The 12,985-nt window shown below is 65.0% G+C and carries 10 protein-coding genes and 1 rRNA gene; 7 read left to right on the top strand and 4 right to left on the bottom strand.

The window, feature by feature from the left end; genetic code table 11:
- Positions 1-19: 19 nt before the first annotated feature.
- Positions 20-1,225, top strand: coding sequence for an argininosuccinate synthase (locus tag AB4Y73_RS19575; RefSeq protein WP_441874204.1), 1,206 nt, complete (start codon positions 20-22; stop codon positions 1,223-1,225).
- Positions 1,222-2,697 (top strand): argininosuccinate lyase, encoded by a 1,476-nt coding sequence (gene argH, locus AB4Y73_RS19570; protein WP_441874202.1) that lies wholly within the window; start codon positions 1,222-1,224, stop codon positions 2,695-2,697. The genes AB4Y73_RS19575 and argH overlap by 4 nt, the downstream gene beginning before the upstream one ends.
- Before the next feature lie 167 nt (positions 2,698-2,864).
- Here argH and AB4Y73_RS19565 read toward each other — a convergent pair whose 3' ends face one another.
- Entirely contained in the window at positions 2,865-4,133 is a 1,269-nt protein-coding gene (locus tag AB4Y73_RS19565; RefSeq protein WP_441874200.1) for an IS110 family transposase, read from the bottom strand.
- 338 nt (positions 4,134-4,471) lie between these two features.
- Here AB4Y73_RS19565 and AB4Y73_RS19560 point away from each other — a divergent pair, with 338 nt between their 5' ends.
- Positions 4,472-5,008, top strand: coding sequence for a pyridoxine/pyridoxamine 5'-phosphate oxidase (locus AB4Y73_RS19560; RefSeq protein WP_441874198.1), 537 nt, complete (start codon positions 4,472-4,474; stop codon positions 5,006-5,008).
- 177 nt (positions 5,009-5,185) lie between these two features.
- On the opposite strand, the gene AB4Y73_RS19555 is transcribed toward AB4Y73_RS19560, so the two are convergent.
- Together AB4Y73_RS19555 and AB4Y73_RS19550 are read right to left on the bottom strand one after the other, a co-directional pair.
- Entirely contained in the window at positions 5,186-5,707 is a 522-nt protein-coding gene (locus AB4Y73_RS19555; RefSeq protein WP_441874196.1) for a methylated-DNA--[protein]-cysteine S-methyltransferase, read from the bottom strand.
- A complete protein-coding gene (locus AB4Y73_RS19550; protein WP_441874194.1) occupies positions 5,704-7,212 on the bottom strand; it encodes an AlkA N-terminal domain-containing protein in 1,509 nt (502 codons plus the stop codon). The genes AB4Y73_RS19555 and AB4Y73_RS19550 overlap by 4 nt, the downstream gene beginning before the upstream one ends.
- Positions 7,213-7,290: 78 nt before the next feature.
- Between AB4Y73_RS19550 and AB4Y73_RS19545 the strand changes: the two genes are divergently transcribed.
- A complete protein-coding gene (locus tag AB4Y73_RS19545; protein ID WP_441874192.1) occupies positions 7,291-7,941 on the top strand; it encodes a DNA-3-methyladenine glycosylase in 651 nt (216 codons plus the stop codon).
- Here AB4Y73_RS19545 and AB4Y73_RS19540 read toward each other — a convergent pair.
- On the bottom strand, positions 7,911-8,579 hold the full coding sequence (locus AB4Y73_RS19540) for a GNAT family N-acetyltransferase (RefSeq protein WP_441874190.1): 669 nt from the start codon (positions 8,577-8,579) through the stop codon (positions 7,911-7,913). The genes AB4Y73_RS19545 and AB4Y73_RS19540 overlap by 31 nt on opposite strands.
- A gap of 156 nt (positions 8,580-8,735) precedes the next feature.
- Here AB4Y73_RS19540 and AB4Y73_RS19535 point away from each other — a divergent pair, with 156 nt between their 5' ends.
- The 3 genes from AB4Y73_RS19535 to AB4Y73_RS19525 all read left to right on the top strand — a co-directional run.
- Positions 8,736-10,964 (top strand): HelD family protein, encoded by a 2,229-nt coding sequence (locus tag AB4Y73_RS19535; protein WP_441874188.1) that lies wholly within the window; start codon positions 8,736-8,738, stop codon positions 10,962-10,964.
- An 81-nt stretch (positions 10,965-11,045) separates the two neighbouring features.
- Positions 11,046-12,359, top strand: coding sequence for a tyrosine--tRNA ligase (gene tyrS, locus AB4Y73_RS19530; protein ID WP_441874186.1), 1,314 nt, complete (start codon positions 11,046-11,048; stop codon positions 12,357-12,359).
- 500 nt (positions 12,360-12,859) lie between these two features.
- Positions 12,860-12,985, top strand: a 16S ribosomal RNA gene (locus AB4Y73_RS19525); the annotation flags it as partial.

Genomic DNA, 12,985 nt, shown 5'->3' with positions numbered 1-12,985 from the left:
ACAACTAAGGAGCATTTTCGTGACTGAGCGTATTGTTCTGGCCTACTCCGGTGGCCTGGATACATCTGTAGCCATCGGCTGGATCGGTGAAGCCACCGGTGCCGAGGTCATCGCCGTGGCGGTCGACGTCGGACAGGGCGGCGAATCGCTGGAAACCATCCGCCAGCGCGCCCTGGGCTGCGGCGCCGTCGAAGCCTACGTGGCCGACGCCTCGGACGAGTTCGCCAACGAGTACTGCATCCCCACCCTGAAGGCCAACGCCCTTTACCAGGGCCACTACCCGCTGGTCTCCGCGATCTCCCGGCCGGTGATCGTCAAACACCTGGTCAAGGCCGCCCGCGAATTCGGTGCCACCACCGTTGCGCACGGCTGCACCGGCAAGGGCAACGACCAGGTCCGCTTCGAAGTGGGCATCCAGACCCTCGGCCCGGACCTGAAGTGCATTGCCCCGGTCCGCGACCTCGCCCTGACCCGCGACAAGGCCATCGCCTTCGCCGAGGAAAAGGGACTGCCCATCGAGACCACCAAGAAGAACCCGTACTCCATCGACCAGAACGTCTGGGGCCGCGCCGTCGAAACCGGCTACCTCGAGGACATCTGGAATGCCCCCACCAAGGACATCTACGACTACACCGCCACCCCGGAGTTCCCGCCGGCACCGGATGAAGTCACTATCTCCTTCGAAGCCGGGGTGCCGGTAGCGATCGACGGCGTCCGGGTCACCCCGCTGCAGGCCATCAAGGAACTGAACCGCCGTGCCGGCGCCCAGGGCGTGGGCCGGATCGACGTCGTTGAGGACCGCCTCGTGGGCATCAAGTCCCGCGAAATCTACGAAGCTCCGGGTGCCATGGCGCTGATCACCGCGCACAAGCACCTTGAGGACATCACCGTCGAGCGCGAACAGGCCCGTTTCAAGGCCACGGTTGGCCAGCGCTGGGCCGAGCTGGTGTACGACGGACAGTGGTTCTCGCCGCTGAAGCGCTCCCTGGACGCCTTCATCGAGGACACCCAGAAATACGTCTCCGGCGACATCCGCATGACGCTGCACGGTGGCCAGGCAGTGGTCAACGGACGCCGTTCCGAGACCTCGCTGTACGATTTCGACCTCGCCACCTACGACACCGGCGACACGTTCGACCAGTCGATGGCGCGCGGTTTCATCGAGCTGTGGGGCATGTCCGCCAAGGTTGCCTCCGGCCGCGATATCCGCGTCGCAGGTCAGTGATGGACGACCAGGGCCCACGAGCGCAGGGGTCCCCGGCCGAGCGAAGCGAGGCTGGGGGGCGCTCGGGGACGAACGAAGGCGCACTGTGGGGCGGCCGGTTCGCCGGCGGCCCCGCCGATGCCCTCGCGGCGCTGAGCAAGTCCACGCACTTTGACTGGCGGCTGGCCCGCTACGATATTGCCGGTTCGAAGGCGCACGCCCGCGTGCTGCATAAGGCCGGGCTGCTGGACGACGCCGAGCTCGAAGGCATGCTTGACGCCCTCAGCCGGCTGGACGACGACGTGGCCTCCGGCGCGTACTTGCCGGCCGAGTCCGATGAGGACGTCCACGGGTCGCTGGAACGCGGCTTGATCGAGCGGGCCGGCACCCAGCTGGGCGGCAAGCTCCGCGCCGGCCGCTCCCGCAACGACCAGGTGGCCACCTTGGGCCGCATGTTCCTGCGCGATCACGCCCGGATCATCGCCCGCGGCGTCCTGGCGACCATCGAGGCGCTGGTGGACCAGGCCAAGGCGCACCAGGGTGTTGCCATGCCCGGCCGCACCCACCTGCAGCATGCCCAGCCGGTCCTTCTCAGCCACCACCTGCTGGCCCACGCCTGGGCACTGCTGCGCGATGTGCAGCGGCTCCAGGACTGGGATAAGCGTGCCGGCGTATCGCCCTACGGTTCGGGCGCCCTCGCGGGTTCCTCGCTGGGACTGGACCCGGAAGCCGTGGCCGCGGATCTGGGCTTCTTCTCCGCAACCCACAACTCGATCGACGGCACCGCTTCCCGCGACGTCTTCGCCGAGTTCGCCTGGGTGACGGCCATGATCGGCGTGGACCTGTCCCGCGTCTCGGAGGAAGTGATCCTGTGGGCCACGAAGGAGTTCTCCTTCGTCACCCTTCACGATTCCTACTCAACAGGTTCGTCGATCATGCCGCAGAAGAAGAACCCGGACGTGGCGGAGTTGGCGCGCGGCAAGGCAGGACGGCTGATCGGCAACCTGACCGGCCTGCTGGCAACGCTCAAGGGCCTGCCGCTGGCGTACAACCGCGACCTGCAGGAGGACAAGGAACCGGTCTTCGACGCCGCGGATACCCTGGAACTGCTGCTCCCGGCCGTCTCCGGCATGATCGCGACGCTGAAATTCAACACGGAGCGGATGGAGTCCCTGGCGCCCCAGGGCTTCGCGCTGGCCACGGACATTGCCGAATGGTTGGTCCGGCAGGGCGTACCGTTCCGTGAGGCCCACGAGCTTTCCGGTGCAGCGGTCAAGCAGGCCGAAAGCCGCGACGTGGAGCTGTGGGACCTGACGGACGAGGAATACGCCGACATCTCGGAGCACCTCACGCCCGAGGTCCGTACGGTCTTGTCCACTGAGGGTTCGCTCAACAGCCGCAACTCCCAGGGCGGCACCGCACCGGCCGCCGTCGAACGCCAACTTGTTGCCTTGGAAAGCGAGCTAGCCGGCGTCAGGGAGTACGCAGGCTAGCAGTCAGACGCGTAGGGCCCCGTCCGCCGGGTTCCCTGTCCGAGCCTTTACGTCCAGGACGCTCTCTCACTAGTCCGATAATAGAGGGGACGTGAGCGTGATCGGTGCGCGCTGGTGTGGCCCGTCGTGGTCAGGCGGGTGTTGGTGTGTGTGAGGGTGGGTAGGGGTCAGGCTGCGGGTGCGAGAGTGACGGTGTAGCCGAGGGCTTCGAGTTGGCGGACGTGGCTGTTCTTTTTGGTGTCCGGATTGGTGCGGCGGCTGAAGTAGTCGGCGCCGAGGTCGTTGAACCGGGCGTCAGGGTTCTGGAGCAGGTGCCAGATGATCACGAGAATGGAGCGTCCGGTGGCGACGATGGCGCGTTTCTTGCCCCGCCGGCGCGCGATCCTTTGGTGGCGTTCGCCCAGAAAGGTGTGAGTCTTACGGGCCCCGACGGCGGCTTCACCGAGGATCCGGGCGAGATAGGGGTTGCCGTGTCCGGTCGAGCCGTTTCCTTTGGTCTTCCCCGCTGAGGAGTTGATGCCCGGGGAGAACTTCGCCCAGGAACACAGGTGTCCCGCGGTCGGGAACCTGGACATGTCTACCCCGATTTCGGCGAGAATGGCGGCAGCAGCGACGGGGCCGATGCCCGGGATCTCATCCAGGCGTTCCGCCGCCACCGCGAAAGGGGCCAATTGCGCCTCGATCTGTTCATCGACCGCGGCGATGTCGGTGTCGATGCCGTCGATCCTGGACAACATCCGGGTCAGGAGGAAGGCGTGGTGGTCATCAAATTGGCCGGTGAAGGCCTCCTCGAGTTCGCTGATCTTCGCCCGCATTCGGGTCCGGGCCAGCTGCGCGAGCCTACCCGGGTTCCGTTCTCCGGCGAGGAGCGCCGCCATCATTTCCCGCCCGGACACCCCGAAAATGTCCGAGGCCACCGCGGAGAGCTTGATGCATGCGTCCTCGAGGAGTTTTTCGACCCGGTTCTTCTCCGCGGTCCGGGTTCCGACCAGATCAGCGCGGTATCGGGTCATGTCCCGCAGTTGGCGGATCGGGGCGGGCGGGACGAAGCTGGGCCGGATCATCTGCCGTTCGGCGACCTTGCACAGCCACACGGAATCGAGCACGTCCGTTTTCGGCCGGCCCGGCAGATGCTTCACGTCGCGGGCATTGACCAGCCACGCCTCGAGCCCGTGCGCTTCGAGGAGGTAAAACACCGGCTTCCAATAGTCCGAAGTCGCTTCCATCACGACCCGCTCGATCCGGAGGTCCACGAGATGGTCGGCCAGCTCCATCAACGACCGGGTCATCGTGGAGTGCATGGACACCTCCTGCAACCGTTTCTTCCGGTCCCCTTCCGCGGGGACCCGGACACAACACACGAGTTCGGCCTTGCCAATGTCGATCGCGGCGACTCTGGCAATGATCTGATCCTCATCCTGGATTTCAGCCAGCATGGCTACTGCTCATCTCCTCACACGGCGGAACTTCTGATAATCAAGCGGCCGCCCGCGGGGATCACCGGGAAATCGGAATCTAGTCCTCGTTCTCGGTAAAGGGAAACAGTGAAGGGCCCACGGCGTGATCCCCGGCGCCCGGCTTAATGACGGTCTAAAAAGAACCAAAGTGATACGGCGTCGGCAGGCGACCACAGGCACATTTTCAGCCCGGAACGGGCGCCCCGCAAGGGCACACAGGCTTAATGTGGGTTTTTGGCTGACGCTCTCTCACTTTCTTCAAGAAAGTGAGAGAGCGTTGTGCGTTTGGGACCGAGGCTCCCCGCTACGATTGCGCCATGAGCGACGCCTTCCGCAGCCAACTCCGTGCCCTGCCGGATTTTCCCTCCGACCTGCCGGACTTCGACCCCGCCACGGCGCCCGCCGATCCGGTGGCGCTGTTCAAACTATGGCTGGATCAGGCGCTGGCTGTCGGCGTGCCGCAACCGCATGCCTTCAGCCTGGCCACGGCGGACGGCAACGGCCACCCGTCCGCCAGGATGCTGATCCTGAAGGACATCGACGACGACGGTTGGCACTTCGCCACGTCCCGCACCTCACGGAAGGGCCGGGAACTCTCGGTCAACCCCGCCGGGGCCCTGAACTTCTACTGGCCGCAGCAGGGCCGGCAGGTTCGGGTGGCCGGCCCCGTGGTTGAACAGTCTGCCGAAGCGTCGGCGGCAGACTGGGCCGCGCGGCCCGCAGCGGACGGCAGTCACAATCCCGACTGGCAGCTCTACGCGGTCAGGCCAACGGAACTGGAGTTCTGGCAGGCTCGCCACGACCGCCGGCACATCCGGCACCGCTTCGGCCCGGACGGGAAGCGGCTCAGCTAAGTGGCCGCCGACAGCTCGAGTGCGCCCCACCTGCGGCAGACCCTCTCTCACTTAATGCCGCTTTTTGGGCAACCCTCTCTCGCTTTCCTGAAGAAAGTGAGAGAGGGTTGCCGTTTTTAACGCGTTAAGTGAGAGAGCGTTGTGGCGGTGGGATGGAGGGGAGCGGCGCAGGAAGGCTTATCCGGCTTCGCGGGCCAGCAGGCTCTCCTTCGCCTCCCTGGCCAGCAGGCTCTCCTTAACGGCCAGGCCCCAGCGGAAACCACCCAGGGAACCGTCGGTGCGGATCACTCGGTGGCACGGCACAAAGAGGGCCGCCGCGTTGAAGGCACAGGCGCTGGCCGCAGCCCGGACCGCCTTTGGATTGCCCGACAGTTCGGCGTACTCGGTGTAGGTGACGGGCGCGCCCGGACGGACCGTCCGCAGCACATCCCACGCGTGCGCCCGGAACGGACCGGACTTCTGCAGCACGGGAACAGCCATGGCAGGAGCGGAATCCCCGGCATAAAACGCTTCCACTGCCCGGGAAATCGAACCCAGATCCGTCACCGCCTCCACCTCGGCCGGACGCAGCTGCGGGTGGATCTGCCCGGTCAGCTCGCCAAGCTCGGCGGTCCATCCGGATGCCAGGACCACGCCGTCCTGCGCAAGGATGGTGAACGGACCGTCCGGGGTGGACATAGTCAACAGCTGGGCTTTCATTGCAACACTTTCTCTGGAATGTTCTGTTCACGCGTGGGGGCCTTCGACGACGACGACGCTGCCGCCCCCCAGAGGTGCATGGTGGCGTACGACCGCCACGGGCTGACCTCGCGGAAATCCGGCGCCGGGTCCACCCCCGCGGCAGGGGCTTCCGGAGCAAGTGTACGGATGCCGTTCCGCACCGCGGCGTCGTTGGCCAGGAAGACGTCCGGGGCGCCGAGGACACGCATGGCCACGTAGCCTACCGTCCACGGCCCTACCCCGGGGAGGGGGAGCAGTTTTGCTTCCAGCCCGGGCAGGTCGTCGCCGTAGCCAAAGTCGAGTTCACCGGATGCGAGGGCTGACGCCGCGGACCGGAGGGCGTCGATCCGCCGTTGCGGACCCCGTAGGAGCAAATAGCCCGGACCTGCGATCTCCGCTGCCGTGGGAAACAACCGGTCCAGTCCCTCATCCGGAACCAGGCTGGGGCTGCCCACAGCGGACAGCTGAGTCAGGGCGGTCCGTGCCGCCGCGACCGTGATTTGCTGCCCGATCATGGCCCGGATCAGGAGCTCCTGCGGATCCACAGCTCCCGGCATCCGGATACCCGGAACGCGAGCCACAGCGGCAGCCAAACGCGGATCAGCACCCAACGCATTGTCGATCGCCACGGGGTCCGCATCCAGGTCGAAGAGCCGGCGCACCCTGCTCAGCAGCGCCGGTAGGTCGCGCAGGTCCACCGCACCGATGGTGAGGGTCAGCGGCCGGCCAGGCGCGCCGTCGTCGTAATTCACGCTGAAGCGGGCGTCTCCGTGGGGGAGCCGGAGGGTACGGGCGTACGACGTCGGGGTCCCCGCCTCGATGCCGGGGATCGCCCTGACGGCGAGGAAGGAAAAAACGCCGGGATCGAAGGGTGCACGGTACGGCAGACTGAGCGTGAGCGTCGTCGCGGCCGTTCCCGGGGGGTGGTGCCGTGCCGTGGCCCGCAGGGCGGTGGGCGTCATGGCGAAGACTTCCACCATGGTGTCGTTGAATTGCCGGACGCTGCTGAACCCGGACGCGAAGGCGATGTCTGCCAGTTTCAGGGACGTGGAAACCAGCAACGTGCGCGCGGTCTGGGCGCGGCTTGCCCGGGCCAGGGACAGCGGCCCTGCGCCGAGTTCGTGGCTGAGGATCCGGTTCAGCTGGCGGGCTGAGTACCCCAGCCGTGCCGCCAGCCCTTCCACTCCATCCCGGTTGATCACGCCGTCATTGATCAGGCGCATCGCCCGCCCGGCCAGGTCCTGCCTGATGTTCCAAGCTGGCGTCCCTGGAACGGCTTCGGGGAGGCATCGTTTGCAGGCCCGGTAGCCGGCCTCGTGTGCCGCGGCTGAGGTTTCGTAGAACGTCACATTGGCTGCCCTGGGGGTTCGGGCCGGGCAGGACGGGCGGCAGTAAATTCCTGTGGTCCGGACCGCGGTGTAAAACTGCCCGTCGAAACGGGTGTCCCGTGAGTCGATCGCACGGTAGCGCTGCCAGAAGTCCATTCCCCTATCCTGCCAGCGCACACCGTGCTCTGCTAGCGGGAATCGGACATGGGCGTGGGCGTTCGGTAGAGTCGGTGGATGACCGTCAGCAGCACTCACTCGAGGCCTGAGCAGCTCCGCGATCTGCTCTCCGGTGACGCACGGAAAATCGCACCCCTGCTGCTGGGTTCCGTCCTGAGCCACAACAGCCACGAAGGTACGGTCGCCGTGCGGATCACCGAGTTGGAGGCCTACATGGGTCCGGGCGACTCGTTGCACCCGGATCCCGGATCGCACACCTTCCGCGGCCAAACGGCCCGCAACGCACCCATGTTCGGGCCGGCCGGCCACCTCTACGTTTATTTCACGTACGGGATGCACTACTGCGCCAACATCGTCTGCGGGCCGGCCGGCACGGCGTCGGGCGTGTTGTTGCGCGCGGGTGAGGTGGTGGAAGGACGGCACCTCGCGCAGGTGAGGCGGCCGACGTCGAAATCACCTTTGGACCTCGCCAGCGGTCCCGCGCGGCTCGCCACCGCCCTGGCCCTCACCACCGCGGACAGCGGACGCGATGCGCTCACGGAGCCCTTCGAGCTGCGGCTGCCGTCCGCGCCAGCCCGCACTTACAGTTCCGGGCCCAGGGTGGGGGTTTCCGGCGACGGCGGCTCCGCGGACTACCCGTGGCGTTTCTGGCTGCCGGACGATCCCACCGTGTCCCGCTACAAACCCGCGAAGGTGCGGCGGGCGTAGATCGCGGCTCCTTTGTGGTCGGGTTGGCTTGCCGCATGATCTGCTGCCGCGTCGCCCGGCTGGGCGAACGGCTCCAGCCGACGCTGCAGGCCGCGCTGCACGGAAGGCCATTCCGGCCGCAGGATCGAGAACACGGCAGAGTCCGCCCGGGAGCCGTCAGGCGCGGTGCGGTGGCTCCGGAGAACGCCCTCGAACGTGGCCCCGAGCCGTTCTATAGCCGCGGCGCTGCGCACGTGGCGCGCGTCGCACCGAAAGGCGACCCGCTGAACGTGGAGTACCTCAAACGCAAAGGTCAGCAGGGCGTGCTTACTGGCGGGGTTGACGTGGCTGCCCCAGAACTGCCGGCCAAAAAACGTTCCGCCCACCTCGACGCGCTGCTGTCCGGCGTCGAATGCGTTGAGGGCAGTGGTGCCCAGGGTCGCACCAGTCCGCTGGTCCGTCACGGCGAAAGCCAAGCTGGCCGGATCGGTAATCCTCGTCTCAAACAAGGCCGCGAGCTCGCCGGCGGTGGCTGGCAGTGGTGCGGCCATGCCGGCCCACATCGTGGCGTCCACGAAGTCGTACAGGGCCCGGGCATGCTCCGGTGCCAGCGGGATGAGGGAAAGCCCGTATCCGGTCAGGACTGTCTCGTGGTGCATTGCAGTATTGAATCAGTCCGGAGCCAGCGCTGAAACAGATGCAGGCGGCCGGAAAAGTGAACATTGGATGACATCGGGGGTGAGGGGACCGGCGGGCACGTTAACCGAAATGGTTGTAGAATGGACGGTCTGTCTTTTGCGATAGGGGAACGTTTAATGCTCGACGCCGATTTGGCCCACGAACGCGATTATGTTGCTGGCTTATACACGCGGCTGGAAGAGCTACGCGCTGAGAAGCGCCAGCAGTTGGCACAGGTCCGCCGGGCCGGTGCGGTGGGCACCATGCAGAATGTTTCCGAACGTGACGCCTTCGCCGCGCTCTACGAGGACCGCCTTGCTCAGCTCGATGCGGTTGATGACCGGCTGGTGTTCGGCCGCCTGGATCTGGATTCCGGCGAGGCCCAGTACATCGGACGCATCGGCCTGACCACGGCTGACCTGCAACGGCTCATGGTGGACTGGCGTGCGCCCGAAGCCGGCCACTTCTACCAGGCAACGGCGTTTGACCGGCAGGGCGTCCGCCGCCGGCGGCACCTCATTCTTCAGGGCCGCGAAGTCAAGGCTATCGAGGATGACGTGCTCGACGCCGGGATGCTGGCGGACAACGCCTCGCTGCAGGGCGAAGGGGCGCTGCTGGCCGCGCTGGACTCCAAGCGCACCGGCCGGATGTCGGACATTGTCGGCACCATCCAGTCGGAGCAGGACCGCATCATCAGGTCCTCCATCTCCGGTGCGCTGGTTGTTCAAGGCGGTCCCGGCACGGGCAAGACGGCCGTCGCGCTGCACCGTGCGGCATACCTGCTGTACACCCACCGGGAACGCCTCAAGACTGCCGGTGTGCTGCTGGTGGGGCCGTCGTCGTCGTTCATGAAGTACATCGAACGCGTCCTGCCCTCACTCGGTGAGACCGGCGTGGTCATGGCGAGCCTGGGCCGACTGATGCCGGGCATCAACGCTGTTCCTGAACCCGAGGCCGACGTCGCGGCCATCAAGGGGCGGCTGGACATGGCGAAGGTTGTGGCTAACGCCGTGGCCAATCGGCAGCGTATCCCTGCCGAGGACCGCATCCTTGAGGTCGATGGCCGGAAGCTGGTGCTGACGCCACGGCAGGTAAGCCGCGCCCGCGAACGTGCCCGGTCTACGGGCAAGCCCCACAACGAGGCACGCCTGACGTTCGTCAAGATCCTGCTCCGTGAACTGACTGAACAGATGACTGAGCTGGTGGAGGCCGGGAGCATCGGCAACAATGCGGACCGCTCCTATCTCGCGGAAGACGTCCGCACGGCCCGCGATGTCCGGATCGCGCTCAACCTCTGCTGGATGCCCATGACGCCGGAGAAGCTGATCACCGAACTCCTGAGTAAGCCCGCCGTGCTGGCGGCCTGCACTCCGCACCTCAGCCTCGAGGAGCAGTCGCTCCTGCTGCGCCCGGCGGATGCGCCTTGGACCGAGGCGGATGTCCCGCTGTTGGACGAAGCGGCCGAACTCCTCGGTGAGTTGGATCCCGCGGCCGGACGCGGAATCGCCCAACAAGAGCATGACCGTGCCCGCGATCTCGCCAACGCCAAGCAGACGCTGGTGAACATGGAGCACATGGGCGTTGATGTCATGATGACCGCCGAGGAACTGGTGGACCAGAACCAGGAGCGGCAGAACCGCTTGACAGCCGCCGAGCGGGCTACCGCCGACCGCACGTGGGCTTTCGGCCACATTGTGGTGGATGAGGCCCAGGAACTTTCGCCGATGCAGTGGCGCCTCCTGGTCCGCCGGTGCCCGCTGAAGTCCTTCACGATCGTGGGGGATATCGCCCAAACGAGTTCCGTTGCCGGGGCCAACTCCTGGCAAGGGGCTTTGGCGCCCATGTTCGGTGACCGCTGGCAGCTGGAGGAGCTGACGGTCAATTACCGCACGCCATCGCAGATCGCTGAAGCCGCAGCCCGCATGGCCAACGCGGCCGGGCTGGTTGTGTCCGCACCGAAGGCCGTCCGGGAGGGGCGCTGGTCGCCTGTCATTGACAAGGTGGATCAGGGTCAGGTGGTCAGCCGCCTCGTGGAGGTGCTCCCCGAAGAACTGGAAGCGCTCGACGGCGGCCTGCTGGCAGTTATTGCCGACGGTGACCTCCTTCCCGCTGCCACTTCAGCCCTCCGCGCGGCCTATGGCCGGCGAATCGGCAACGGGGCGGGCAGCTACGAACAGGACATCGTGGTCATCAGCCCGCGTGAGGCCAAGGGCCTGGAATTCGACGGCGTTGTGGTGCTGGAACCGTCAGAGATGCTCAACCATGAGCACGGACGTGTGGGTGACCTCTACGTGGCCATGACCCGTCCCACACAGCGGCTCCGGCTGATCGCTGCCGAAGGTATTCCCGCCGGTATCGAAGGCTGAGCTGGTCCTCTTTTGACCTTCTGACGCCCGGCTCCGTTCATGACGGGGCCGGGCGTCGTCGATCCTGCTAACTTAGAAGTCGTGTCAGAACTCAACGATCTCGAATCCCAGCAGAACGACCCCACCTTCGCCAATGTCTGGCAGGAGCTGAAGTGGCGCGGCCTGGTCCACGTCTCCACCGATGAAGCGGAACTGGAAAAGCTCCTCGCAGGTGAGCCGGTCACCTATTACTGCGGGTTCGATCCCACTGCGCCGAGCCTGCATCTGGGAAACCTGGTCCAGCTCCTCATGATGCGCCGCCTACAGTTGGCCGGCCACAAGCCGCTGGGACTCGTGGGTGGTTCCACCGGGCTTATCGGTGACCCGCGGCCCACGGCCGAGCGGACGCTGAACACCAAAGACACCGTGAACGAGTGGGTGGGCTACCTGCAGGCCCAGGTCCGCCGCTTCCTGAGCTTCGACGGCACCAACGCAGCCCGCATGGTCAACAACCTTGACTGGACCGCGCCCCTGAGCGCCATTGATTTCCTGCGGGAAATCGGAAAGCACTACCGTGTGGGCACCATGCTCCGCAAGGACGCGGTGGCCTCCCGCCTCAGCTCGGACGAAGGCATCAGCTACACGGAATTCAGCTACCAGATCCTGCAGGGCATGGACTACCTGCAACTCTTCCGCGACTACGGCTGCATGCTGCAGACCGGCGGCTCGGACCAATGGGGCAACCTGACCAGCGGCACGGAACTGATCCGCAAGGTGGAGGGCAAGACTGTCCACGCCCTGGGTACGCCGCTGATCACCAACTCGGACGGCACCAAGTTCGGCAAGAGCGAAGGCAACGCCATCTGGCTCGATGCCGGCATGTGCAGCGCATACGCGTTCTACCAGTTCTGGCTCAACACCGCCGACGCAGACGTGGTGGACCGGCTGAAGGTCTTCACGTTCCTGAACCGCGCAGAGATCGAAGCTCTTGCCGCTGCCGTGGCTGAGCGTCCGTTTGCCCGGGAGGGCCAGCGGAAACTGGCGGTCGAGGTCACCTCACTTGTTCACGGAGTGGACGCAACCAAGAAGGTCATCGCCGCATCGGCTGCCCTCTTTGGCAACGGTGACCTTGCTGCGCTGGACAAGCCCACCCTCGAAGCCGCGACCTCGGAGCTTCCTTCGGCCCGGATCCAGGTGGACGGACTGGGGATTGTTGACCTCTTGGTAGCTTCCGGGCTGGCGGACAGCAAGTCTGCTGCCCGGCGCACGGTCAGCGAGGGGGGTGCCTATGTGAATAACGAGAAGGTGTCCGATCCCGAAGCTGTCATCTCCGAAGATGAACTGCTGCACGGGCAGTACCTGCTGTTGCGCCGCGGAAAAAAGAACCTTGCCACCGTGGAAGTCCTGGTCCCCTAGGTTCTTTGCGGCTTCAATGCACGCTCCTTCGCGGCCGATTTGCACGGCCGCGGGGGAGCGTGTAATGTTTTCTGAGTCGCCGCCGCTGAGTGGTGACAAACCCCCTTCAAATTAAGCAATTCGTCATGTGCAGTGCACAAAGATGATGGAAAGCTTCGTTTTTTGCTGGGCGGATTCAGCTTATTGAGTGAATATCGGAAGAATAACCGGGATTTGCAAAGTAAACTTGAATGAACTAAAGTATAAACATCGCAGCGAAGAAAAACGAAGCAAAAGAATTCATTTAGTGACTTGTTTCGGGAAGTATTCGAATGTGTCTGTTGTTTGAGAACTCAATAGTGTGCCAAGTTTGTTGATACCAATTTATTATTAATTGGTTGAATTGACTGGATCGTGCCGCCCCTGTGGTGTGGTCTGGTTTTTACAGCTGGTTTCAAATTTTGCAGTGCGGTTTCCGCGTTATTTCCGTGGTTCCGTGTTGTGTTCGTTTTTGTTTTACTTCAACGGAGAGTTTGATCCTGGCTCAGGATGAACGCTGGCGGCGTGCTTAACACATGCAAGTCGAACGATGATCTCCAGCTTGCTGGGGGGATTAGTGGCGAACGGGTGAGTAACACGTGAGTAAC

Origin of the sequence: Pseudarthrobacter sp. TAF60_1, assembly GCF_052113505.1 — a bacterium.
GTDB lineage: Bacteria > Actinomycetota > Actinomycetes > Actinomycetales > Micrococcaceae > Arthrobacter.
Note: the sequence above shows the minus strand (reverse complement) of the source record. Positions and strands in the feature narration are given on the sequence as shown.

Bases quoted from the DNA above. Each gene is read 5' to 3' on its own strand.
- AB4Y73_RS19565 (WP_441874200.1), bottom strand. From the start codon at position 4,133: ATGCTGGCTGAAATCCAGGATGAGGATCAGATCATTGCCAGAGTCGCC.
- AB4Y73_RS19560 (WP_441874198.1), top strand. From the start codon at position 4,472: ATGAGCGACGCCTTCCGCAGCCAACTCCGTGCCCTGCCGGATTTTCCC.
- AB4Y73_RS19555 (WP_441874196.1), bottom strand. From the start codon at position 5,707: ATGAAAGCCCAGCTGTTGACTATGTCCACCCCGGACGGTCCGTTCACC.
- AB4Y73_RS19550 (WP_441874194.1), bottom strand. From the start codon at position 7,212: ATGGACTTCTGGCAGCGCTACCGTGCGATCGACTCACGGGACACCCGT.
- AB4Y73_RS19545 (WP_441874192.1), top strand. From the start codon at position 7,291: ATGACCGTCAGCAGCACTCACTCGAGGCCTGAGCAGCTCCGCGATCTG.
- AB4Y73_RS19540 (WP_441874190.1), bottom strand. From the start codon at position 8,579: ATGCACCACGAGACAGTCCTGACCGGATACGGGCTTTCCCTCATCCCG.
- AB4Y73_RS19535 (WP_441874188.1), top strand. From the start codon at position 8,736: ATGCTCGACGCCGATTTGGCCCACGAACGCGATTATGTTGCTGGCTTA.